The organism is Myxococcales bacterium (assembly GCA_016706225.1).
Classification (GTDB): domain Bacteria; phylum Myxococcota_A; class Polyangia; order Polyangiales; family Polyangiaceae; genus JADJKB01.
In genome coordinates this window covers 25,841-49,069 of record JADJKB010000025.1, presented here as the reverse complement: position 1 = coordinate 49,069, position 23,229 = coordinate 25,841, and the positions used below count along the sequence as shown (strand labels likewise).

General features: G+C 66.8%; 22 protein-coding genes and 1 pseudogene. 12 read left to right on the top strand and 11 right to left on the bottom strand.

What is annotated here, in order from left to right:
* Positions 1–55 precede the first annotated feature (55 nt).
* On the top strand, positions 56–1,123 hold the full coding sequence (locus IPI67_38770) for an AI-2E family transporter (GenBank protein ID MBK7586116.1): 1,068 nt from the start codon (positions 56–58) through the stop codon (positions 1,121–1,123).
* A 111-nt stretch (positions 1,124–1,234) separates the two neighbouring features.
* Here the strand turns inward: IPI67_38770 and IPI67_38765 are convergent, their stop codons facing one another.
* The 5 genes and pseudogenes from IPI67_38765 to IPI67_38745 all read right to left on the bottom strand — a co-directional run bounded on the left by IPI67_38765 (position 1,235) and on the right by IPI67_38745 (position 6,685).
* Positions 1,235–2,617: a ferritin-like domain-containing protein gene (locus IPI67_38765; protein ID MBK7586115.1), complete on the bottom strand. Its 1,383-nt coding sequence runs from the start codon at positions 2,615–2,617 to the stop codon at positions 1,235–1,237.
* 298 nt (positions 2,618–2,915) lie between these two features.
* Entirely contained in the window at positions 2,916–4,727 is a 1,812-nt protein-coding gene (locus IPI67_38760) for a hypothetical protein (GenBank protein MBK7586114.1), read from the bottom strand.
* Positions 4,728–4,886: 159 nt separating this feature from the next.
* Positions 4,887–5,072 (bottom strand): hypothetical protein, encoded by a 186-nt coding sequence (locus IPI67_38755; GenBank protein ID MBK7586113.1) that lies wholly within the window; start codon positions 5,070–5,072, stop codon positions 4,887–4,889.
* Positions 5,073–5,292: 220 nt separating this feature from the next.
* The gene (locus IPI67_38750; protein ID MBK7586112.1) at positions 5,293–5,859 is read right to left on the bottom strand and encodes a hypothetical protein; all 567 of its coding nucleotides are present in this window, start codon (positions 5,857–5,859) and stop codon (positions 5,293–5,295) included.
* Between the two features lie 568 nt (positions 5,860–6,427).
* Positions 6,428–6,685: pseudogene (locus tag IPI67_38745) on the bottom strand (NAD(P)-binding protein).
* Positions 6,686–6,931: 246 nt separating this feature from the next.
* Here IPI67_38745 and IPI67_38740 point away from each other — a divergent pair.
* Complete coding sequence (locus IPI67_38740; protein ID MBK7586111.1) at positions 6,932–8,077, top strand: hypothetical protein; 1,146 nt, start codon at positions 6,932–6,934, stop codon at positions 8,075–8,077.
* A 272-nt stretch (positions 8,078–8,349) separates the two neighbouring features.
* Here IPI67_38740 and IPI67_38735 read toward each other — a convergent pair whose 3' ends face one another.
* Positions 8,350–9,606: a hypothetical protein gene (locus IPI67_38735; protein MBK7586110.1), complete on the bottom strand. Its 1,257-nt coding sequence runs from the start codon at positions 9,604–9,606 to the stop codon at positions 8,350–8,352.
* A gap of 154 nt (positions 9,607–9,760) precedes the next feature.
* Between IPI67_38735 and IPI67_38730 the strand changes: the two genes are divergently transcribed.
* Together IPI67_38730 and IPI67_38725 are read left to right on the top strand one after the other, a co-directional pair.
* The gene (locus IPI67_38730; protein MBK7586109.1) at positions 9,761–10,297 is read left to right on the top strand and encodes a hypothetical protein; all 537 of its coding nucleotides are present in this window, start codon (positions 9,761–9,763) and stop codon (positions 10,295–10,297) included.
* A gap of 110 nt (positions 10,298–10,407) precedes the next feature.
* A complete protein-coding gene (locus IPI67_38725) occupies positions 10,408–11,472 on the top strand; it encodes a hypothetical protein (GenBank protein ID MBK7586108.1) in 1,065 nt (354 codons plus the stop codon).
* A gap of 102 nt (positions 11,473–11,574) precedes the next feature.
* On the opposite strand, the gene IPI67_38720 is transcribed toward IPI67_38725, so the two are convergent.
* Positions 11,575–13,272 (bottom strand): acyl-CoA dehydrogenase, encoded by a 1,698-nt coding sequence (locus tag IPI67_38720; GenBank protein MBK7586107.1) that lies wholly within the window; start codon positions 13,270–13,272, stop codon positions 11,575–11,577.
* Between the two features lie 165 nt (positions 13,273–13,437).
* Positions 13,438–14,010 (bottom strand): hypothetical protein, encoded by a 573-nt coding sequence (locus tag IPI67_38715; protein MBK7586106.1) that lies wholly within the window; start codon positions 14,008–14,010, stop codon positions 13,438–13,440.
* Positions 14,011–14,419: 409 nt separating this feature from the next.
* On the opposite strand from IPI67_38715, the gene IPI67_38710 reads away from it, so the two are divergent.
* The 6 genes from IPI67_38710 to IPI67_38685 all read left to right on the top strand — a co-directional run bounded on the left by IPI67_38710 (position 14,420) and on the right by IPI67_38685 (position 17,065).
* Positions 14,420–14,881, top strand: coding sequence for a nucleotidyltransferase (locus IPI67_38710; GenBank protein ID MBK7586105.1), 462 nt, complete (start codon positions 14,420–14,422; stop codon positions 14,879–14,881).
* Positions 14,882–15,036: 155 nt separating this feature from the next.
* Positions 15,037–15,186 (top strand): hypothetical protein, encoded by a 150-nt coding sequence (locus tag IPI67_38705; protein MBK7586104.1) that lies wholly within the window; start codon positions 15,037–15,039, stop codon positions 15,184–15,186.
* 52 nt (positions 15,187–15,238) lie between these two features.
* The gene (locus IPI67_38700; protein ID MBK7586103.1) at positions 15,239–15,445 is read left to right on the top strand and encodes a hypothetical protein; all 207 of its coding nucleotides are present in this window, start codon (positions 15,239–15,241) and stop codon (positions 15,443–15,445) included.
* A gap of 381 nt (positions 15,446–15,826) precedes the next feature.
* Positions 15,827–16,234 carry a nucleotidyltransferase domain-containing protein gene (locus tag IPI67_38695; protein MBK7586102.1) on the top strand — a complete coding sequence of 136 codons (408 nt, stop codon included), beginning with the start codon at positions 15,827–15,829 and terminating at the stop codon, positions 16,232–16,234.
* On the top strand, positions 16,221–16,640 hold the full coding sequence (locus IPI67_38690; GenBank protein MBK7586101.1) for a DUF86 domain-containing protein: 420 nt from the start codon (positions 16,221–16,223) through the stop codon (positions 16,638–16,640). Before IPI67_38695 ends, IPI67_38690 begins: the two co-directional genes overlap by 14 nt.
* Positions 16,641–16,867: 227 nt before the next feature.
* Entirely contained in the window at positions 16,868–17,065 is a 198-nt protein-coding gene (locus tag IPI67_38685) for a hypothetical protein (protein ID MBK7586100.1), read from the top strand.
* Between the two features lie 672 nt (positions 17,066–17,737).
* On the opposite strand, the gene IPI67_38680 is transcribed toward IPI67_38685, so the two are convergent.
* Entirely contained in the window at positions 17,738–18,598 is an 861-nt protein-coding gene (locus IPI67_38680; protein ID MBK7586099.1) for an alpha/beta hydrolase, read from the bottom strand.
* Between the two features lie 201 nt (positions 18,599–18,799).
* On the opposite strand from IPI67_38680, the gene IPI67_38675 reads away from it, so the two are divergent.
* The gene (locus tag IPI67_38675; GenBank protein ID MBK7586098.1) at positions 18,800–19,480 is read left to right on the top strand and encodes a transposase; all 681 of its coding nucleotides are present in this window, start codon (positions 18,800–18,802) and stop codon (positions 19,478–19,480) included.
* On the opposite strand, the gene IPI67_38670 is transcribed toward IPI67_38675, so the two are convergent.
* Positions 19,439–19,915 (bottom strand): nucleotidyl transferase AbiEii/AbiGii toxin family protein, encoded by a 477-nt coding sequence (locus IPI67_38670; GenBank protein ID MBK7586097.1) that lies wholly within the window; start codon positions 19,913–19,915, stop codon positions 19,439–19,441. The two genes, IPI67_38675 and IPI67_38670, sit on opposite strands and share 42 nt — an antisense overlap.
* A gap of 652 nt (positions 19,916–20,567) precedes the next feature.
* Positions 20,568–20,738: a hypothetical protein gene (locus tag IPI67_38665; protein ID MBK7586096.1), complete on the bottom strand. Its 171-nt coding sequence runs from the start codon at positions 20,736–20,738 to the stop codon at positions 20,568–20,570.
* A gap of 1,130 nt (positions 20,739–21,868) precedes the next feature.
* Between IPI67_38665 and IPI67_38660 the strand changes: the two genes are divergently transcribed.
* The gene (locus tag IPI67_38660; protein MBK7586095.1) at positions 21,869–23,011 is read left to right on the top strand and encodes an IS4 family transposase; all 1,143 of its coding nucleotides are present in this window, start codon (positions 21,869–21,871) and stop codon (positions 23,009–23,011) included.
* The last annotated feature ends 218 nt before the right edge of the window (positions 23,012–23,229 follow it).

Genomic DNA, 23,229 nt, shown 5'->3' with positions numbered 1-23,229 from the left:
ACAACACCGCGAGCGTCGCAAGGCGCACCGTCGCCGGGCCCGCCGAGGTCGCACCGTGACGCGGGGACGCAGACCTTTGCTCGAGCGGACCCAACGGGTTTCGGCTCGTTGGGCCGTGCTCGTGGTGTGTGTCGGCGCGGGACTGACCTTGATTCCGCTGGGCGTCCCGCTGATTCTTGCGGCCTGGGTGGCGATCATCGCTCACCCGCTTCACATCCGACTCAGTCGGAGGTTGGGCGGCAAACAGCGAGCAGCCGGCGTAATGACCGTGTCGTTCGTACTGATCGCGCTCTTGCCGCTCTTGGCTCTGACGGTTTCCGTCACCGGCAGGGCGGTCGAGCTCGTGCGGCAAGTCATGGCCTCCGAGGACGGCGCTGCCGCGCTGAAATCCCTGGTGTCAGCCTCAGGCAGCGGTCCGCTTCACCCCGAAGGCTCCGACGGCTTCGACCTCGACCGCTTGCTCAACATGGCGCAGCAACACGGCGCCACCGCGTGGCACGCGCTCAGCGAGCTGGCGGGCGCAGCCACTTCGCTGGTAGTCGGGACCTTCGTTTTCGTCTTGGGCGTTTACGAGTTCCTCATCAACGGCACGCGCGCTTACGACTGGCTGCTGGAACATGCGCCCATTCCACGCGCGTACGTGCATCGACTCGGCAACGCTTTCAGCGAGACAGGGCGCGGTCTGTTCGTCGGTCTGGGACTGACCGCGTTGTTGCAGGGCGGCGCCGCAACCATCGGTTACGTCGCGCTCGGCATCCGGGAGGCGTTCGTGCTGGGCGCGCTGACCACCGTAGCCTCGATCATTCCTACCGGGGGAACGGGGCTGGTCTGGATCCCGGTCAGCGCGGGGCTCGCGATGGGAGGCAGGCCAGTGGCGGCGGTGGTGATGGTCGCCATCGGGATCTTCGTTTCTACTGCGGACAACTTCGTGCGACCGGCCTTGTCTCGCTACGGCAACCTCAGCATGCCCAGTCTCTTGCTGCTCGTCGCCATGCTCGGTGGGCTCACGCTGTTCGGCCCTTGGGGCGTTGCGCTCGGTCCGCTCATGGTTCGGCTAGCCCTAGAGGGACTCGAGATTTTGCGCGAACAGGGCGACACGAACGGCGGACGCACGCTGGGTTAGCTAGCCGCGCCTGCCGGCGGCTCGCTGCAGGGAATGCCGGTGGAGCTGAACGCAAGCGCCCCGAAGGGCGAGCCAAACAGATGCACTTCTTGGCGCAGTTCACCGGGCGGTTCAGGCGGCTCGGTTGTGAGCCCCCTCGCCGCTCGAGCCGGCTTCGGCGAAGAGCGCCTCGGCACAAGGCAGCACGACGGCACGCACGGCCTCGGCGCGGAGCGCAAGGCGCGCAGCTTCGTCGAACACGCCGTGCGCTGCGAACGCGCCTTCCGGCGCAGGGGCGAGGGCGGCTTCGGCTTCGAGCCGTGCGACCTCGGCGCGCACCGCGTCGCGCGCTTCGGTGCCGAAGCAGTCGAAGGCCCAGCGCACGAGCTTCCACGCGAGCAGCGCATGTCGCTCTTCGTCGGCGCCGATGTCTTCGAGCACGCCACGCACGACGGGATCGGCGGCCGACTCGGCGGACACCCGAGCCTCGTGCGCCGCCGCGCTCTCGCCCACGCAGCCTTCGCGGAAGGTGAGCCGGACGATACTGGCGACGTCCTCGCCACCGAGCGCGCCCGAGACGTCGAGCGCTGCGGGGCCCACCTGCGAGCCCGAGTACGCTGACGCGAGCCCAAAGGCAGTCTGGGCGTGCCGGAGCTCGTCGGCCATCGCTTCCTGGCTGTCACGCACCAGCGCGGCGGGCGCACCGAGGGCGAGGAGCTGGAGCGTGAAGCGCGCGAAGGCCGCCACGGACGCATGCTCCATTTGCCCAACCTTCGCCCAGTGTGCCGCGAGCGCGGCACGCTCGCCGCCGGTGAGCCCTTTCACGCGCGGCCGGAAGTCTGAGCACCAGTCCGCCCGCTCGACCACCGCCGCCACGCGGGCAGCGTCATCCACGAAGAATGGGCGCCCGGGCACGGGGCAGTCGTTCTCTTGGCACTTGGCGAGTCCGCCGCTGACCGCGCACTGCTGACCCGGTGCGCAGTCGGAGTCCTGGGCGCACTGATCTCCGCCGCGCTGGCAGCGGAAACCGAAGCTCCCACACTTCTCGAGCCGCGCCTGCGCGCAGAGCGCGCCAGCCCCACAGTCTGCGTCGGTCGCGCAGCTGGCCGTAAAGCAGTACCCCGCGGGCTGCCCGCACACACACACCGAGCCGGCGTCGCAGTCCGCGTCGGTCACGCAGCCGTAGAAGCAGACGCAGTCCACCACCTGCTGCTTGACACCGCATAAGCCGTGGGGCTTCGCAGTACAGTCGGTGTCGGCGCTGCATTCACTCGATCCGCCGCCCGTGGGCGTGCACGTCTCTGGTCGCGGAAGGCTGTTTGGGCACTGGGCGGTGGCCGTGCGGTGGATGGTGCCCTCCGAGCACATGGACAGCGCGGGATCGCCCGGGAACGGCATCGAATCCGTGCAGGGCCAGCTCTTGCCCGTCTCCTCGCTGTCCGCGCCGCACGCGATGGCGGGGAGCCCGAGGGCGACGAGCACGCTGGCACGGAGAAGGGCGAGATGTGACCGCATGGGGCGGCAGTCTATCACGCGCTCTGCGGCTTCAGGCCGAGATCCGCTCCTGAACCCTCACCGCCGGCGCCGATCCGCCTAGCATGACAAGCTTTGCGTGGAGCGAGGCTCGGTGCCTTCGCCATCGTTCGGGGACGTACGACTCGGAGCGCGGGTTTCACGCCCGTCGCATGGTCGTGGCGAGCAAGAGCCCCCCTCCGCGGCTTGCCGGCAAACGCCAACGCAGTCCGGCCCGCCATAGAGCTCGAATCCGCATTCGCCGAATGGACCACCGCGATTGACGCCGCGCAATTGGCGTTCAGTGCCCCGCCTCCGGCCCGAGCCCCGCCAGAACCTCGGCCGCTCTTTTCGCCACGGCATCGCTGCCCTGCCCGAGCGCGAGCAGCACTCCACGCTCCTGGAAGAGCCCGAGCGCGTCCACCGCGGCGGTGCGCTGCTCTTCGGAGCCAGACCGCGCCAGCTCGAACAGCCGCTTGCGTGCGAGCACGCGGGTCAGGGAGCGCGGACCGGAGTCGTATTCGGCTTGCCCGCGTGCTTGACTGAAGAGCAACACCGCGAAGTCGATGGGCTGCTGTCCGCGCGAGAGCGTACTCACGGCGCGGGCGTTCCTGACGAAGCGGAAGAGCGTGCCGTTGTCGAGATCAGCGTCGCTCGGGACACCCAAGCTCTGGGCATACTGCTCGCGCAACGCGGAGAGCCCGGGGCTGTCACCGTCGCCGGGGTAAGACGCGACGGCGCGCTTCGCACCGTCGGCTGAGCCGCCGAGCAAGAGCGCGATGGCGACAGGGGGCCGCAGGGCGGAATCGCCGAGTCGTGCCACGAGCTCGCTTTCGACGGTCGCGTCGAACCCCGAGTGACCTAGCGCTCGTGCCGCCGACAGGCGCAGTGACGGATCCGGGCTCGTGCGCGTCAGGTCCATCAGCAGCGGCGTCGCAAGAGCGATGGGGTGGCGCTCCAGCACGTCGAGCAAGCAGGTGACTCGGAACCGCGACGACTTGTCCGCGCCCGACTTCCATTTCTGGAGCCGCGTAGTGACCTCGCGCTCGCTCGCCGTGTCCAAGCTGAAGCCCAGCGCGCGGCAAGCCTCCAGCCGGCTCTGCTCGTTCTGCTTGTCGTCCTCCACGTGCTTCAGCAGAAGCGGTACCGCTCGTGCGTCGCCCCATTCGGCGAAACCGCTCGCGGCGCCCATGGCCAGTGCTCGGATCGCCATCCCGAGCATCGCGCTGCCGCCGCTGATGAGCGCGTCCGTCGTGGCGTCGAAGCCCTTTGGGCGGCGCCCGAGCTGGTTCTGCAAGATGGACCACGATTTGTCGTCGCGGAGCGCGCCGATGTAGCGCAAGGCCGATTGGGCAATGACCCACTTCTCGTCGAAAGGCGGCATCGCGCCCGGTTTGGGTAGTGCACCCGACGGATCGGCCCAGGCTCTCAGCTGTTTCCTCGACACTTCGTCCTGCACCTGCATGCGCGCGAGAGCCCGCAGGCCGTTCGCGTGCGGGGCGGGCCCGCTCTCTAGCCAGCTCCGCACGGGGTCTTGCGCTTGCGCGCGGACGCGCTCGCGCTCGGCCGGATGCAGCGTCGCCAGGTCCCCGATCAGCCGTGCCGCGATGATCCGCTCCTGATCGGTGCGGCGCAGCATGGCGTCGTTCGGGTCGTCATCGCGATAGACGTCCAACGGATCGAGCAACAGGCGCGAGGCCAGTACGGGGACTGCACGCAGATCGCCGAGCTCCGCCAGCGCGAATGCTGCGAGCGTTCGGCGGTGCACCCTCTCTGGGTCGCCGGGCCAACCTGCGTCGCTGGCGGTGTAGGCTGCGAGAGCGTCAGCGCCTCGCGGATCGGCGAGCCCGCGAATGGCCTCGAGGAGCCGGCGGCACTCCTGCCAGCGCTGCGCTCGATCCTCGATGCGCTCGGCGCGCACGAGCGCAGCCACCAGCTCGCGGGTACCGGGCGTCGGGTGGACTCTCTTCGGCTCCGGGTCGGGGGGCTTTGCGCTGCGATCGGGCGGCACACTCACGATCGAGGCCTTGCCCGGCGGCGAAGCGGGCAGCGCTCCGGTGCAGGCCGCGAGGCCCGTTGCGAGCGCGACACCCAGCCGCCCGAGCTTGGCCATGGCGACGAGTCTAGCCGTCTTCCGCTCGAGAGAGTGGTGCTGCATCCCCATCTGAAGGACGAGGGTGGGCACGTGCAGCGTTTCTTCCGAGTGGTCCGGAGACATTCGAGCGGCGATTGCCGAAGCCTTCCCGCAGAACCGTGGAGATCTGCCGGGAGCTCAGCGCTCGACGGGCATCAGGTCGACTTGCTCGGCGTCCAGCAACACGAGCTCGCCGTTCTCGAACGACGGCCGCGCGCGCCAGAAGCCGTCCAGCGCGGGACGCCCGACTCGTGAGAGCATCCCCGGCGCGAACAGGCTGTCACGCAGATAACTCAACGATCCGTCGGACTCGCAGGAGTCCACTCACTCGACCTTCCACCCGCCCCACGGCTGGGTCGCGGACGCTCACGCCATGCCGTGTCTTTGCGCGATGCGTAAGACAGCGGTGTTGCTCTCGGTGGCGTTTTGTCTGGCGGGCTGCGGTGGTGATTCAACGACCGACGGTGAGGGCGGCCGTGGTGGCGCGACCGGCGCGACGTACGTCCCGATGGGAAACAGGTCCGATCGATTCGTTGCCACAGCCTCAGCAGGTCGGGCACTCGCAGGACACCTTCGTCGCGCCGCCCACCAATGTGGTGCAAGCGTTGAAGGGCGCGACGCAGAAGTAGTCCGCGAGGCACGAGCAGGCGAGCGCGGCGCACTGGATCGACGGGGACACGCAGCGGTAGTCCGTGCTGAACGAGACGTAGGCCGCGCACCAGCCCTTCGTGCAGGCCGAGCAGTCCTTCACCGTCTTGCAGGTGAGGATGGGCACGCACGGTCCCCAGCAACCGTTCTGCACTGCAGGCACCTCGCCCTTGGGGCAGAGGGGCTGCATCGCCTTGCACTGGACCGTGCTCGGATTGCAGTCCACGCCGCCGCTGCCCGCCGCACCGCCGCTCGCGCCGCCAGCACCTGCGTTGCCGCCCACGCTGCCGCCACTGCCCCCCACGGCACCGCCGGCTCCGCCTGTGCCGCCGCTGGCCCCGGCACCGCCGGCCCCGCCCGCACCGCCGCTGGCCCCGGCCCCGCCGGCGCCATCGCTCTCCGACTCGCCTCCGCAAGCGATCGCGGTGGCGAGCACGAACATCCCCCAGGCCAGCTTCCTCATGGGCTGCGAGGATAGCGCATCGGGTGACCGGAGCTCAGACCGAAGAAACCGTCGGCGTCCCCGCGAGTCATCCAGCGCATGCGGCTCGACCCCAAACTTTTTCGGCGGCCCGGGAGCGCGCTGCGCGCGAAGCGGGAACCCGGTGAGATTTCCACCATCCGGCTCCTCCGTTGAGTTGACTCGTGGCTACGACGGCCCCCAGTTTCGGACCTCGATGCGGAGGCGCGGGAGGGGTCGAGATGCGCGTGTTGGCTCCGACGGCGAAGCCACGGCATCCATACCGGGCTGTTGCACACTCATCGAGTGAAGTTACAACGGCGTGCCGCCGAAGAGCGTCACCTCTCTGATCGCTCGTGGCGAGCGTCACAGCCCGCGTCGGCGAGCTCGGCCATCCGCGCGAGACCCGCCTCCATGTGCTCGGCCATCCGCGCCGCGGCGGCTTGCACGGCGGGCAACTCGCGTTGTGACGCCTCGACGCGCGCCGGATTCAGCGCGCAACCATTCGCCCACGCAGCAATGTCGGGCTCGGCTCCGAACGTGCGCGCCCTTGCTGCTGCTTGACGCCACTGCCGAGCACCGTCGAGCCGAAGCCGTAGAACACCGACGCCTGGTGCAGCTGGACGAACGGATAGGCGTCCTGCCAGTGCCCGCCGGCCACATGGCGACGATCGACCAGCGTGACGTGCACCTCTGCGTGATCGATCAACGCGTCCGTGAACGCCATGCCCATCGCGCCTGCGCCCACGAAGAGGTAGTCGGTCTCCAACGCTTGTGTCACCCACCGAGCTGTAGACCACCCGAGCGCGGGATTCCCGAGCGGTGCCATTTGGCCACGGAGAGCGCGGATTTTGGCCATTCAGCTCGCGGCGTGGACGCAGGGCCGCTGCGTCAGTTCCGTCCCGCACGACCTCGGCGAGGTGTCAGAGACATGTTCTGACGCGTCGAAGCAGCGGAACGGCGCGGATCCCGCCGGTTCGGGACGCGGGGGTGTCGGCGGGCAGCTTCGCGGGAGGGAGAAAACCAGCTCTAGTCCAGCAGTGTCACTGGAACGGGACCTGCAACGCCCACCGACATGCCCAAGATACCGAGCCAGGGCGACGGCGAAGTCGAGAGCTGTTCCGTTTCCAGCCCTGGGAGCAGCACCTCGAGCGGACTTGCGTTGCTGCTTTTCCTCGGCGCCGCGTTGCTGCTCGGAGCCGCGGGTTGCGGCGGCGCCGATACAGGAGACGTCCCGATGGCGGGGGATCCGGCAGTCGACGGCGGCGGCCTCCCGGATCCTGGATGGGGTGGCGTGGGTGTAGCTCTCGAGGACGCGGGCCCCAGCGACGAATCCGAGCCCAACCCAGACCCGGACCCGGACCCGAGCGCCGGCGCCGACGCCGCCCCAGCTCCGGATCCCGGTTCCGGGCCAGACCCCGGACCCACGCCCACCCCGGACCCGAACGAGCCGAACTCCCAGTTCGAGGTCGACATGGTGTACGCGACCGCGAACATCGGCCGCACCTACGGCACGTCGGCCGACGTCCAGAAGGTCTTCGACAAGATCGAAGGCGTCATCAGTGGCAAGAGCGGACCCAAGCTCATCGGCTGGCAGGAGATCGGCGAGAGCGACCCGTGCGGTGACAGCTGCGAGATCTCTTCGCTGAAGGCAGCGTTTCCCGCAGCGGCGGGGTGGGAGACGGTGCGACCCAAGTCGGTGCACACGCCGATCACGTCGAAGGGCGCCAACGACACCATCCACACCCACGCGACGTTCGCTTCACCGGGCTGGGCCGGCGTGAGTCCGACGCGCTACGTGGTGGTCTCGTTCCACCAGATCCGAAACCTCTCCATGATCAACACGCACTTCATCGCCGGTGCCTGGTCCTGCAAGTCTGCGGTCGCCCAGCGCAAGGAATACTGGAAGCAGGCGTGGCAGGTGTTGAAGGCGGAGGTGGCGGCCGAAATCGACAAGGGGCGCAACGTCGTCGTGACTGGAGACCTCAATCGCCCCCGCGACGCCAACAGCTGCAACCCGGCGTGGGATCCGACGTCGCTCCATCCGCGAGCCTCGGACGTAGGGGGGAGCAACATCGACTACGTTTTCGCCGTCCCAGCGCTTGGTTACCAGTTCGTCGTCGCGAAGCAGGGCAGCGGGAGCCCGAAGAAGGGATCCATCGATCTCGGTATCGACGGCCACAGGGCACACTGGGTGGTCGGCAGCTTTCAGTCGAAGTAGCGCCGGCCGTCGCGCGCGGGCGCTGCCGCTCAGGCGGGGACGGTCCTCACTCTCGACGGCGCGCCGCCGAGCACCTGCACCAGCGAGTCCGCGGGGACCAGTGCAGGCAAATCCTACGAGGCCACCCGCTGCGAGGTCAGCGCCGGCGCGCACCGGGTGAAGGGCGACAAACCCGTCGGCATCGTACCAGAACGCTTGGTACGCTTTCGCGGGTGGCGCGCGGCGCTAGCAGCGAGGGATTGCCTCGAAACGCGCGTGCGTTTGGCTCGAGCTCAGTTGATGGCTGCGAGAACGAGCTTCGTATCGGCCGGCTGCGCGGAGCTCACGCGAAGCCGCAACGACGCCAGAAACCGAGGCGGCAGCGCTCCGACGATCACCGAGTTCACGGAGTCGAAGGTCTTGCCATCACTCGAGACCTCGAACTCGATCCGCCCGCCGCTCTCCCGGATGCGCCACCACGAAGGCCCATCCGCCAGCTCGACCGAGCCGTTGCTGGTCACCGTGCCGAGCGAGGTCGTAGCCTTGAGCTTGCCCTGGTAGTGCTCGAAAGTCAGTGCGTCCGTTGGCCCGGAGGAGAGCGTGAGGGTGACGGTGATGCCGGAGGGCGCCGCGGGAGAGGTGTCAAACGCCAACGTGAGTCCCCGTCCGGCAAGGTCGTACCCGTGGCGCGTCGTAATGGAACATGACCCGGTACCTCCCGGCAGAACCGTGGCCTCGTAGCTGCTTCCCGTCACGCTCGCGGAGCAGTCGGTGTCCTCCGCCATCGCCCACGCTTCTCCAAGCTCCGCATCGAAAGACTCGCGCAGGCGGTCGATGCCACAGAAACTACCGGACTTGGGATTCAGGTTGTCGAAGCGAACCTGGCCGACGGGAGTCACCGTTCCCTTGTCGTTCATACCGAGGCGGAGCAACGCGGCCGCGACGAAGGACGGAGTCGGAACTTCGTGGTAGGTGGTCCACTTCTGCCCGTCCGGCGACGCGCCGAAGCCCAAGACACCGTCCTTCTCGCCGATTCGCCACCAACGGTGCTGGGTGGCATCGTAGGGAGCCGTGGCTTTCGTAGTGCCAGCAGCGGTGGTCACGTCGAAGCTCAAGAGCTCGGCGCCGGGGTTCTGATTGTCATCGAGCGCGGTCATCGAGACGGTCGAGCTGTTGTCGCGCTTCAGCGTCAACTGGACGCTCTTGCCCGAGAGTCCTCCGCTGACTTCGGGAACCTCCACCACCGCAAACCCGCCCCGGACGTCGATGGCATACCGCGACTCGCGGCTGCCCCCACCGCCACTGTCCCCCGGCGTGAAGACGAGCTCGCCCGCAGACTCCTCGACCTGCATGCCGCTGCCGGACAGCTGAGACACAAAGGCGTCGCTCAGCTCGCCATCGTCGAAGTTGTCCGAGAGGGCGCCGGGTCCGTTGCATGCTGCAGCGCCGGGCTCGTCCGAGGTGGACTCGAACTTGCTGCCGCAGCCCGTGAGCAGCCAGGTCAGCAGCACGGCCGTGCCGCTGCAAAGCCGAAGCGAAGGGCGCCACATGACTCACGAGTCTGCCCGTTTTCGTGGCTCCGCTCAATCGGGCATTGGAGCCGCTGTCGAACCGGTGCCCATTCTGCACTGGATTGCGTTCTTCCGCTTTGGGTCGCACGCATCGGGTGTGCAGACCAGGAACCGGGAACACGCTCAACACGGAGTGGCTCGCGTCGTATGCCGGCCTGGTGCCGTCAGCACGAGCAACGAGGTCACGCGCATGGACAAGGCGGGCAAGACGCAGCTCGTGAGCATCAACGCTCCGGCGGACAACGAGGGCACGGCAGCCAGCGAGAGCACCGTCTACTGGGCCGCCTTCGACGCCAACGAGATCCGTTCGGCGGCAGTGAGCATGGCCGCCTTTTCGACGTTCGCGAGTGGGCTCGCCGGCCCGCGCACGCTCGCCCTCGACGGAACCCACCTGAATTGGGTCAACTCGAACAGCGGCACGCTGCAGCGCAAGTCGATCACGGGGGGAAGCATCGAGACCGTCGCCCAAAATCTGGCCGCACCGTGGGGCACCGCCGTGGATGCGAGCGCGGTCTACGTGAGTACGCAGACGGGCATCTATCGTTGCGACAAACAGCCTGGCTCCACGCCGCTCCAACTGTTCGCCGCCAGCGCGAGCGGGAGCTGGGACTCGAGGCGACCTCCCGCCAGCACTCGTGGACCCGGTTGCTGCATGCACAGTAGACATTAACGCGCCGCACCTGCCGCATACCGCCGAGCTTAGGGCCCGACGACGCGCGCGAGAGGCTCTCGCGATGGTTCAACGGATCGCTGGCGAGATCTGTGATACCAACTCAGCGCATGCTGGCGCGTGGCTGGAAGCTGCTCCTGGTCTCGATGGGGCTCGGGTCGTGGCTCTTGCTGCTTTCGGGCTGCAACCGTTGCCGCACCACGGACGACTGCCGGGATCGCGGCCAGTGCACGTCGCGCGGCGAAGCCTGCATCGCGACCGAGGACTCCGACTGCCGAGCGAGCGAGTACTGCTCCGGGCAGGGGCGCTGCAAGGCACAAGGCAAGTGCATCGCCGCGTCCGAGGACGACTGCCGCGCGAGTGTCGACTGCAAGGCGCGCGGCAAGTGTTTCCTCCGCAACAACCTGTGCTGCACTCAGGACGGCCCGTGCCAGGAATACAAGCCCCCGCCTGCGCTTCCGCGCGGAGTCAAGGGTGAAGAGGGGTGTCCGTGCGGCTGTGATCACTCCGAGCAGATGGCGGCCGAGTTGCTCTCGGGCCCGCCAGCGGACGCCGCGGCCGCCATCGCGCGCTCGCTGGCCGCCATCAGTGAACGCGAGGACGCCGGCTACATCACCGAGGCCATGATCGAGCATCGCCTGCGCTTGCTCTCCGTTGCTCGCCAGCTGGGCTTCACAGTCGAGCCGCGGCCGAGCGCGCCTCGCCCCACCGGCGACAGCCCGCCGCTGACTCGCGAGAGCGCTACGCTTCGTGCAGCGGTCGATCTCGTAGTCCACGGCGAGCACAGCGAGCTCGTGCACGGTCGCGAGAAGCTCCTCCGCGCTGCCTACCGCGCTCACGTCCGGCTCGAGAACCTGACGGAGCGCCCGCTCACGCTGGCGCGCCCCGAGCTGCACGGCGCCATGCCGTTTCCCGTCGCGCGCTGGTACGTCCTCGGCTCCGACGGGCGGCCCTTCGATGGTGTGCTCGGCGCGCGGGAGAAGCGGAGCGTTTATCTGATCGGCTACCTGCGCTCGGACGTGAGTCCCGGCGACGAGCTCGACGCGACGTTGACCGTCGAGGGCTTGGCGTTCGACCTGCACGCCCGCGCACGGCGGAAATGGTACGGATTGACCGGCGACGACAGCCACTCTTGTTGCGAGGGGCACGGGGCAAAGTCGGCGACGATTCACTAGCCCCCTCGGGCGAGCGCGGTGGCTTCGCCACCTCGGCCGGCACGCTCACCTGGCGTCGGGCACTTGTACGGTAGTGCTCAGAAGCAGCTGGAGCTCGACGGCTCAGGGCGTCATCTCGTATGCACCCCTGAGGGCATACACGTGGTCCTTCCAGATGTGCTCGTAGCGCCGCTCGCTGAACACCGGCTTCCGAATCAAGCGTAGGCAGCAGGCCATCTGCGCCTCGGTGCTGCTGGGCTTGGCGTGAAGCTGCTGCGCGAAGCGGGCGAAGTCACGCACGAGGGTTTCGAACATCTGGTCGACGAGGTCGGCCTCGACGCCGTAGATCTTGGCGTTCTCGGCCACGAGCTGGGCATACACGACCAGCGTGAACATCTCACCCAGCGTCATGAGAAAATCGAGATCCTTGCGCTGCGCCTCGTCCGGCGTGGCCGTGGCGAGCAGCTCCTTCAACACGGCGATCTGCTCGCGGAACACGGCCACGTTCGGCACATCGAACAGAGCGAACGCCGGCTCGTAGTCGTGGAACTGGATCTTCCCCAGACCGCTCGTGGGCCCCTGGTCAAAGAGGAACGCGTCGTTGGCGTCGTCGTCGCGCTTCGGCACGGGCGGGAAGGCGCCGGGCGAGAAGAAGTAGTTGGGCATGAACTTCAAGATGAGCGCGATGTTCACGTGTACCGTGCCCTCGAGCTTCGGGAGAGCGCGGATATCGCGAGCCGCCATCTCGAAGTACGTGTCCTTCTCGAAGCCGCGGGCAGCGATGACGTCCCACAGGAGATTCACCACCTCCTCGCCTTGCGTCGTCACCTTCATCTTCACCACGGGGTTGTAGAGCAAGTAGCGACGATCCTCCGGGGAGGCGGAGCGCATGTAGTCCGCCGCCCGTAGCGCAAAGAGCTTCATGGCCACGAGGCGCGCATACGCATCGGTGAACATCTGCTTCACGTGCGGGAAGTCCGTCACGTACATGTTGTAGAGACGGCGGCTGGATGCGTGATTGATCGCCTCATACAGGGCGTGGGTGCACATCCCGATGGAGGCCCAGCCCAGGTTGTACTTCCCGATGTTGACGGTGTTGAGCGCCGCGTTCCAGGCTTCTTTGCCCCGCGAGAGGAGATCGGACTCCGTGATGGGGTAGTCGTGGAGCGCGTATTGGGCCACGTACGACTGGCTCGCAACGACGTTCTTCACCAGCTCGTACTTGGGATGCCGCGTGTCGACCGCGAAGAAGACGAACTCGTCTGTCCCAGCGATTTTTCCGAACGTGGAAACCAAGGCCGCTTCGTTGCCGTTACCGATGTAGTACTTCTCGCCGTTGGCGACGTACGTTCCGTCGGGCTGCGGCGTCAGGGTCATGCCCGTCGAATAGATGTCTGCGCCGTGCGTGCGCTCGGAGAGGCCGAAGCCGAAGATCCCGCCCTGGCCGAGGAGCGCCGCAGCCTGCTTCTTCTTGCCGGTGTTCGCGCTCATCCAGATGGGGCCGAGCCCCAAGATGGTGACCTGCCACGCATACCAGTAGCAAAGGCCGTAGAACCCCAAGATCTCGTTGAATTCGCAGTTGCGCCAGGTGTCCCAGCGTGTGTCCCCAGCGCCTTCCCCGGCCGGTGTCAGCAGCGTGGCGAAGACCCCTTCCTCCTTCACGAACCCCAGGAAGTCGGCGTACCAAGTCCGCGCGAAATCGTCCTGTTTGAGCCGGACCTTCCCCTTCTTCTCGAAGAACTCGATCGTCTTCCGCATGATCTCGAGCGACCGATCGTCGGGATACTGCCGCGCGTGCTGCTTCGGATTCAAAAGGACCATGGGCACTCCTCCGGGCGCGCACGAGCCCACGATGGGCGCGAAGCGCGGGGGATGTATCGCACGATGTGGCCGCCGCCGGACGGCCACGCGAGATCCTGCGCACAATTTGGGTTCAGCGAGGGGGCCTCACGATCGAGAACTGGATGCCGAGCGCGGCGAACGTCGTCAGCCGTTCGCTCCTTCGTGAGAGCCGTGCGTCGCCTGCGCCGAAATTCTTGGCAGCCGGGACCTCGGCGCCAGCGCCGCCCCAAATCGCGATCGTCTGTTCAGGTCACGCTCGGCGCTGTCTCCGACTTGGCCGGGGGTAGTGACGAGCTGACGCTTGGCCAAGCACGACATCAGCGCCGTCGTCTTGGGAGAGATGGCGGAGCAGCCCGGCATCACGCATTGGCCTGCGCAAGTCGCATGCGCCTCCGAGGTCGTGGCGCCGCCTTTGGTCTGCTGCTTGAAGCCGGCGGGTTTCGTTGCCTTGCCTCCGAAGGCAGCAGCGGGTGCGGTGTTCTTGTCGCCAAAGCCGTCGTCTCCACCACCTCCTGACCCGTTCGCGACCGGGCCCGTCGCTCCGGCGCCGGAACGGCACTCGATGACACACACCGGCGCGCTGTCACTGCCGTCGCAAGAGCAACCCGCAAGGCGTCGCACCGCCGGCGGGATGAGCTCGCTCGGATCCGGCAGAATCGAGAGCACGAAGTCCGGGGCGCCCTTATCGCGAGCGCGGGCTCGGCAAACCGACTTCACGAATTCGAGCCCGTGGATCCTATGGCGGCGGACCCCGCGCCGACCGCCCGCCTGGGCGCCGCCGAAAAGTTGCCTTGAGATCGAACGGGGCGCGCAGCCGCCCGCTCCGCCGCTGCCTTCCGCCTCCGAACCTGCGCAAAGCCGCGCTCAAAACGCCGCGGATTTCGACGGTTGTCTCTGCCCAAGACCGAGTGCGGCGCCGTGTGCCATGATTCCGAGGTGACCGATCGCGACCCTGCCGCGGTGGCTCGCGCGGAAGCGCGGCGCAGGACCTGGACTTTTGGGGTCGCGCACAGCCCCCTCGAAATGGATCGGGCGGATTTGGAGTTCTGGCTCTCTGCGTCGCCAGCCGAGCGCATCCGTGGCATGACCGAACTGATCGAAGAGATGCGCTGGCTCGAAGGCGACCATGGACCTCCCCCCCGACTTCAGAGACTTGTTGGCGGAGTTAGGCCGCGCGGACGTTGAGTACGTCCTGGTAGGCGGCTGGGCAGTGGCCTTCCACGGGCGCCCCCGCGCCACCAAGGACATCGACTTCGTGCTGCGTGGGACACCGGAGAATCTCGAGCGTGCGGCCGAGGCGCTCGGGGCGTTTGGCGCTCCCGCTTCAATCTGCGCGGCCGTGCGCACCATGGCGCCGAGCGACGTGGTCTACTTGGGCCAGGCGCCGCTTCGCGTCGACTTCCTGCGGGAGATATCCGGCGTCACGGCTGAAGACCTGTTTGCGCGCGCGACGAGTGTCGTGCTCGACCAACTCCCGTTGCGGGTGGCGAGCATCGACGACCTGATAGCCAACAAGCGGACAGTCGGGCGACCGCAGGACTTGATTGACGTCGCGTTCCTCGAGAGAGCGCGGGACCAGCGCAAATAGCCGAAGGGCCGCGGTGCCGTTCAGTCGAGTTGGAGCGTGAGCCGGGTCACTTCGTGATGCTGAGCTTCACTGGCAAGCGAGCGCGCGCGTCGCCGCTGCCGAGAAGTAACCGCGCTACCGACACAGGGCGACGGGACATGGGGCAAACCGATCGGATGGACGAGGCGAGATCCTTGAACCTGACGGCCTCGGGCGCCGCTGGACACAGCGAACGTCTCGAAGCCAGCATGGCCGACGGCGGTGTGGCGGGCTGCGGCAAGGCGCAGGTCTGCATCGACAGCGCGAGACCACGCGACGCTGGTTGAGGACCGCCGGGCGCAAGCGCGCCACGCCGTGACAGGTATCAGGCACGAGTGCTTGCGGCGTGTCATCCCGCTTGGCGAGCAGCACCTGCGGCAGATCGTCGCCGAGTATGTGGAGCACTACCATCTCGAGAGAAACCATCAGGGCCTCGGCAACGCGCTGATCGAAGCGCCGCCCGCAAACTCGAACGGCGGGCGGACGATTCGATGTCGGGAGCGGCTCGGTGGAACGCTCCGCTACTACTACCGGGATGCGGCTTGATTTTTCGCAGACCAGTTTTGGTACAGTACGGGTTACCTCGACCGGGGCCGAAACCATCAAGGGATCGGTCAGCTCGTCCCCGCTGGGTGCTCGACCGCGGCCGCGGGGGGCGGCGCGGTGATTGCGCGCCCCGTCCTGAACGGACTGCATCACGACTACCGGCGAGCGGCGTGACGGTGACGACGCGCTTCACGCTCCGGATAGGCGAAGTATCCGGTACAGCCGTTCCTGTGCGTGGACGACGACGAGATCTGCTTGTTCGATCTGGCCACCAAGAGCTGCGCTCGGAGCTTTGTCGCCAAGCAAGAGTGAGACCAGGCGCGACGGGAGATTTCACCGCCCAGCGCCGGGCTGCCGCGCTATGCTCAGTGGGCCAAAGTCATGGATCTGGTCCAGCACCTCCAGCAGCTCTTGGCGGAAGAGCCGCGGGTCGAGCTCGCACTGCTGTTCGGCTCGCACGCCAGCGGGCGCGCCACGTCCGCGAGCGATGTCGACCTCGGCGTGCGGTTCGCGCCGGGTCTATGCCCGACCGAGCGCCGGTCGCTCGCCAATCGGCTGGAGCGAGGCCTGTGCGCCCCGCTCGACCTGATCGATCTGGATGATGCGCCTCCGCTCTTGCGCATGGAGATGGCACGCGCCGGTGTCGTCGTGAAGGAGGTGAAGCCGGGCAGCTGGGTGAGCTTCCGCGCCAGGGCGATGCTCGACTGGTGGGACTTCGCGCCATACGCGCGACTCATCCAGAGCGCGGCCATCGCCCGGCTGAAGGGTCTCGAACGTGGTGCGCGCTGAGGTCGCCGGGCAGAAGATCGCGCGGGCGGATGCCTGGTTGCGCGACGTAGAGGAGCTCCTCGGCGTGAGCGTGGAGCTCTTGGCCAGTGACGCGCGCCGAGCGGACCTGGCGTCTTTCTACCTGTTCCTGGCGATCCAGGAGGCGATCGATCTGGCGGCGCACTGGCTAGCGGACGCGGGTTGGCCGCCGCCAGACGATGTCGGCTCGACGTTCGACGTTCTGGCTCAGCGAGGTGGCATCACGCCGGAGCTCGCCGGCGCGATGCGTGCCATCGTGCGGGTTCGCAATCGCATCGCGCACGGGTACTCCACCGTGGACCCCGGGCGGATCCGAGCGGAAGCGCCCACGGGCGTCGCCGCCCTCCGCGAGTTCCTGGCGGCGGTCGCGGCGGCGTCGCGCAGCTGAGTGTCGCCCCGCGCCGTCCCACGGGGGCTCAGCGTCGCGCGTGGTGGGACAGCGCCCGTATCCTGGGTGCGAACCCGACCCCGTAGTATTCGAAAACCCAGCCCACGAAATCGCCGCCGATTTTGTGGCAATGAGGCTCCCTCTGCAGCAGCCACTCGGCGTGGTGTTCGAAAACCCAAACGAGATCACCCCGGCTTGGCTTCACGCCCTGCACGAAGAGGAAACCAGTGTTCGCAGGGGAGTCCTTGCAGTTCATCCAGATGGAGTTCTCGATCAATCGCCTGGAGCGCACCCCACTGGGAGATAGCAGCGGCATCGCCGCTGGTTTTCTCGGGTCCGGCAAACTCAATGCGCACGATGAGGTGATGGTCGTCGAGCCGCATGAGATGCACCTGTGCTGGCTACAATTCGCATCCGCCGCATGATCGCGCAGGAGTGCGTGCCGAACAAGACTTGAACGGTTCTCTTGGATCGCGACAATCGTCGGGTGCTGACCGCGTTTGCTCGATGGGCTGGAGACGTTATCGCCAGCGTGGGGCGACGACTGCACTCCACTGCTCGTGCTGCAACGCTTCCAACGTCGGTCCTCGTCGGAGTCGTGGAGGATGCGTTCCGGTCGCGTGAGGAGCTCATCGCCGAGAACGCGCTTCTGCGCCAGCAGCTCATCGTCGCCGCGCGACGCGCTTCGTGACACCCGACGGCAGTTACGCGCCCGAGCTTCAAGGCGCACGAGCGCGGGTTCATGGTCCTTTCGGCAGGTCTCGTTCGCCATTGGCGGAACGCCGTCCTTCTGGTCCAGCCACAGACCCGGCTTCGCTGGCACCGTCATGGGTTTCGCCTTTTCTGGCGCTGGAAGTCACGCCACCCCAGGGCCGCCGCACCGCGGATCGCTGTGGAAACCGTCGACCTGATCCGGACAATCGCTCGGGACAACCGGCTTTGGGGCGCGGAGCGCATCCGCGGAGAGCTTCTGAAGCTCGGCATTCGTGTCGCCAAGCGCACCGTGCAGAAGTACATGCGGTCGGCCCGACCGCGCCCGCCAGGAGGGCCAAGAAGCATGCCCTGTCGTTATCAGGTTCCTCCGCGGAGCTCCACGGTCACGCCTGGGTATTGTGGTCCGCAGCCGATGACAAGAAGCGCTCGAGCGCCCGAGTGACGTCGGTCGGGCGCTCCTCCATCACGAAGTGGTCGGCGCCCTCGATTCGGACCAGCTCGGCGTCGGGGATGGACGCCGCCAGGTCTTCTGCGATCGCTACCGGACACCAGCCATCGTCCGTCCCCCAGAGTAGCAGGGTCTTGCAGCGAATTTCAGCGAGTCGGCGGCCGAGCTCGGGAATGGGTTTTAGCTCGTAGTCGGCGAACAGTTTCACCCACCACCGCTTGCCCGGTCCGCGCAAGACGCCAATGTACGATTCGACGAGCTCGGCGTCGAAACAGCGGCGACGAATGAAACGTGCAAAGCCCAGGCGGTGGATCGAGTAGAGCGGCGCACACCACAAGAGCCAGCGGAGCGCGCGGCTGCGTGCCAACACCCCAACCACTGCTGTCACCCAGTAATACATGCCCGGGAAGGTTCGGTGAGCGCGCGAGTTGAGGATCACCAAGCTGGCCACTCGGTCGGGGTAGCGCTGCACGAAGCCGAGCGCCAAGAGCCCGCCGTAGTCGTGCCCTGCGAGGTCCACGCGCTCGAGTCCGAGCACATCGAGGAAGGCGGCTACCCGGGCGACCTCGGCTTCGAAGTCAACGGACAGCTGGAGGTTGCGATCCGAGTCGCCCCAACCCAGCCAGTCGGGCACGATCACGCGGCGGGTGCGGGAGAGCGCCTGTTGTTGGTGCCGCCAAGCACGGTGATTCTGCGGGTATCCATGCAGCATCAGTAGCGGTGGTCCGCTCCCGGACTCCGAGTACACGATGCGCGAGCCGTCGACGACCGCGTGTGGCAGCTGTTGGCGGGCCATTTCCTTCATCAAGCGGACCACGTCCCGACGGTCGATGAGACTATCACGCCAGCGCGGGTGTCGTGACGCCGTGGGCACGGCCCGAAGGCGTAGTGTACGAAAACCCAGCCCACGAAATCGCCGCCGATTTTTTTTGCCAATGCGGCTCCCTCTGCAGCAGCCGTTCGGCCCATCTACATTCGTTGGATGAGAGCTCTGGTGATGCATCTTTGGGTCTTCAGCGTTGCTGGCTTCATCCAGCGCAGCCAGCAACAGGTCATCGAGTACTTGCTCGAGGAGAATCGCGTGCTTCGCGAGCAACTCAATGGGCGTCGCCTTAAGCGCTACCTCATTCACGACCGAGACCCGCTGTTCACGCAGACATTCACCAAGATTCTCGTCACGGCCGGCGTGAAGACCGTGAAGTTGCCGGCCAGGGGCCCGAATTTGAACGCTTACGCGGAAAGGTTCGTTCGATCAATCAGGCACGAGTGCCTGCGGCGTGTCATCCCGCTCGGCGAGCAGCACTTGCGGCAGATCGTCGCCGAGTACGTGGAGCACTACCATCTCGAGAGAACCACCAGGGCCTCGGGGTACGGGAGCAAGCCTGGGACCATCTCGGGCAACTGCTACGGGGCGCTCGCCCCACGCCGCATGCGCTCCGTCGTGGCCCGCATGCGGTCGTCGTTTGCGTCCTCTATCGTTCGGAAGCGTCGCACACCTGGACGCGGCTTGAACGGAAAGAACGAGCGTGAGCGCGACCACAACACCCGGATGCGCGCGCTCAGGAGCGCGTCACTGACTCTCTCGGGCCTGGGAACGTCGCTGACCGATCGGTATTTGAACAGCGGCATGTCTTCCTCAATCTTCTTCTTCCAGGTCGAACGCCGACCGGAGCGCTAGGACATCGGCCCGGTCGATGGGGCGTACAGTGTCCTTCTTCATGCGATAGAGCGTCGCGGGGGTTGCCACTCGAACACGCACACCCTCTATTTCTTTCTCCTGGAACCGTAGGTCCGAGAACTGCGTGGCCTCACCAACCCTCGTCAGGATGTCGAGGTAGAGGGTGCCCTCCGGCGGCCCATACCTGACGACCGGGTAATCTCCACACAGGTCCTCGGCAGTAATCTGCTCGATCTCCGGGTCGTCCCAAACGGCCCTGAGCGCGCGCCGCAAGCGCTCGACGTTCTCCGGGTCCGGGCGAACGAACAGGTCGAGATCCTCGGTGGCACGCACCAGTCCATGAAGGTTGAGCGCCACACCGCCGACGACGATGTAGTCGACGCCCGCCTGGTTCAGGCTGGCAATCACGCGCAATGCGTCGTCGAGACCGTCCACGAAACGATGCTAGCACGGCGGACTGCGTGAATTGCAGCGCGGAGCGAGCCCCGCCCACAGGTGGCGAGAACCCACCAAACCCGGAACGACGCGTCCTCTACCCGCGCGAGCGCGAGCATCCGAGAGACGCTGGCGGTCTTGGCAACACATCCAACCGGCTCGACCCGAGCCTCGTACCGGTGACCTGAAACGGTGACGTTGCCAAACGCACGATGGCGTACTTGTGGGCCAGAGTGCTGGTGGCGGCGATCAGCAGTCATCCACGAAACGCAGCTCCTTTTCGGGCTCTTGGCCACGGCGCCCGGCTCGTCCGAGCGCTGGGCAAACAGGTCCCGAGCCCTTCGCGCTCGCAGGCGGGTGAGCTCAAACACCGGGCGCTGACCGACGTAGAGACCGCGCGCAAGCAGAGCTCGACCCGCATCGGCAATGCGAAACCTGGGACACTAGCTCGGGCGAAGCACCATCAAACAAATCCTGGCCGACCATGGCATCGAGCCCGTAGTGTACGAAAACTGGTCCGCGCTCAGTGGGCAGGCGCGCCAGCCTGGGCCACGCTGACGCGGGCAGAGCAGCCGCTGTGGGGCGTCCTGGACGAGGCGCACTTCCCGTTTCGGAGCGCGCGCCGCGAGCCACCAGCTCCGAGTACCCGCAGTCACAGGTAGGCCTCGAACTCTTTCACCACGAAGCGCGGCAGGCCGCCGTGCTCGTCCGCGCGCTCGAGGAACGCCGGCCAATGCTCCGCCACTGTCTGGTAGAGCAGCGTGCTCTCCGGTCGATGCCGGACGCGCGAGGGCTCGGGGCGAGTGTGTGCGGGGTGGCCCACACGACGGCGCTATGGCCAGCGGCGTGCCACCCCGGAAGGCCGATGTTTCCCTCGCAAAATGCGCGGGCTCGGGGTGGCGAACCGGCGGCCGCCGGCGGCGATCGCCACCCGCCGCGACCCGCCGCGCCCGAGCTCCCTCCGCGATCACCCAAGCCCGCGCCAACAAGTCCGGCGCTCAGGCCCTTCCGCTTCGCTGCGGCCAGGCACCGCCGCGCCTCCGGTCGAGGTCGAGCGCGAAGGTCCCGTCGCTGAACGGCCTCTTGAGGACGAGGCGCACGAGGTCGTCGCCAAGGAGCTGGACGCGTTCGTTCGCGATCGGCGGGCGCAGGATGTACTTGCACAGTGCCTCTCGTCCCGCGGCATCGCCGGCCTCGCCGTCGTTGCGGCGTGGAGCGAGAAGCCACCCTCCGTGGCGCACAGGGCCTTGGTGTGGAGCTCCGCCTCGCAGCGGAGCTGGATGGGGTCTCGACGGCGAAGGGCGGGACCTGCGGGCAGCGTGCCGGTGACGGACGCGGCTGCGAGCGCGGCGAGGGCGGGCTCGCTGTCAGCGAGCTTGGCGTCGCGGGCGACTGCGTCGTCCTCGATCACGCCCTTGCGCCGCAAGAGCGAGAGGACGCGCGCACGCACGGTGCCGATGCACACCCCATGCACACCCCACCTTCGAAACGGGACGGAACGCCCAGACACGCGTGGTCACGTAATCTCGCGGATTTGTAACGGGTCGACACGGCCCGTCACCCTCTTCGGCTCCTTGCCAAGGTGGACGGTCATCGTCCCGCAGGCGCTCGACTTCCTGCCGTTCCACCGGCGTGCCCTCCAGGCGTCGGCCCGGCGGCTCGCCAAGCAGCGGGTAGTCGCATGACGGATCCGGATCGGTTTCCACAGAGTCCCGAATTCCAACCTAAACGGAACACGAAGATCGCATAAGACACGATCATTCGTGTTCGGTTAAGGGCGCGCCGATGACCGAGCAACGCGCGCGGGACCACGTCACGTTGCCGACGTGATGTGGTTGGCGGGACCGATTAGCTAGATCATTTCGATCGGTTACGCATGCACACCTGCGCGAGCTGGTAGCGAGCCACCGCCTCTGATCCCCTCAGGGTGTTCTACGTCCAAAGGAGGAAGCGATGGCTCGTGCCCGAGCAAGCCAGATTGTCGCGACAATTGCCAGCGTTTTGCCGCCCGCGCGAGTCATCGAGCTCGCTCGCGAGCTCGGCGTCGTCAAGCGTCAGCGCAAAGTCGACATCGTGCACTTTGTGCAAGCACTGGTGCTCGGCTTCAGCCTGGATCGAGTGCGCAGCCTGAGTGGGTTGCGTAGAGCCTATCAGCTCCTCGCCGGTGCGACGCTGGCTCGCTCGTCTTTTCACGGCAGATTCACTGCCGAGCTCGTGCAGTTGATGAGGCAGCTCGCTGACGAGGCGCTCGGCAAGACCACTGGCGCCAAGGAGAAGCTGCGCAAGGCTTTCAAACCGTTCGCCGATGTCCTGGCGATCGACTCGTGCATCATTCGCCTCCACGCTGGTCTCGCGAAGCACTACCCGTCCGTCTGGACCCACCACACGCCGGCATCGGCCAAGCTCACGATGGTGTGCAATGTGGTGGGTCGCGGCCCGCGGACCCTTCAGATCAGTCCGGGAAGCACCCACGACGTGCACTTGCTGAAGCCCGGAGGCTGGGTGCGAGGGAAGCTGTTGATCTTCGACCTGGGCTTCTACCGAGCAATGTTGTTCAAGAGCATCGCTGAGCACGACGGCTACTTTCTTTGCCGATTGAAGAAACAAGGCAACCCCACCATCGTCAAGAGTCACCGTCCGGACCACGCTCATCTAGTGAACAAGAAGCTCCGCGACTGCCAGCACGCCATCGCCGACGACGTGATCGATGTCGAGGGCGAAGTCTCGTACGTCTTGCGGCGCAAGAAGATCACGCACCACACGGCTCAATTCCGAATCGTCGCGATTTACAATCACGAGCTCGGGCTCTGGCATCGCTACATCACGAACGCTCCGCCCGAGATGATGCCGGCCGAGAGCATCACGGCGATCTACGCGGGGCGCTGGGAGATCGAACTCCTGTTTCGAGAGCTGAAGAGCGCCTACCGCATCCACGAAATGCCCAGTGGCAACCGCTACGCGTCAGAAACCCTGCTCTACTCCGCGATCCTAACGCTCCTGGTCAGCCGCAGACTGCATCGGCTCGTGAGGACGATCGCGGAGCTCGACTGGCTCGACTCCCGTTTGATCGGTGGGCGCGGATCCTGGCCAGCGTGACTCCCGAACTCCTGTCGCTGTTGTCCGTACGGCGCGTCACAAAGCAACGGCACCTGGCCCTGCTCGGCCTGCTCTGCCACGAAGCGCCGGACCCCAATCGCTCCCGTCGCTTGCTCCAAGAAAGGGCGCAGGACGGCGTGCTGGCGTTCGCCTAACCGATCACGAATGAAGACACGATCCGTCAACTTCTGCCGCCCCATCAATGACGTGCAGTTTCG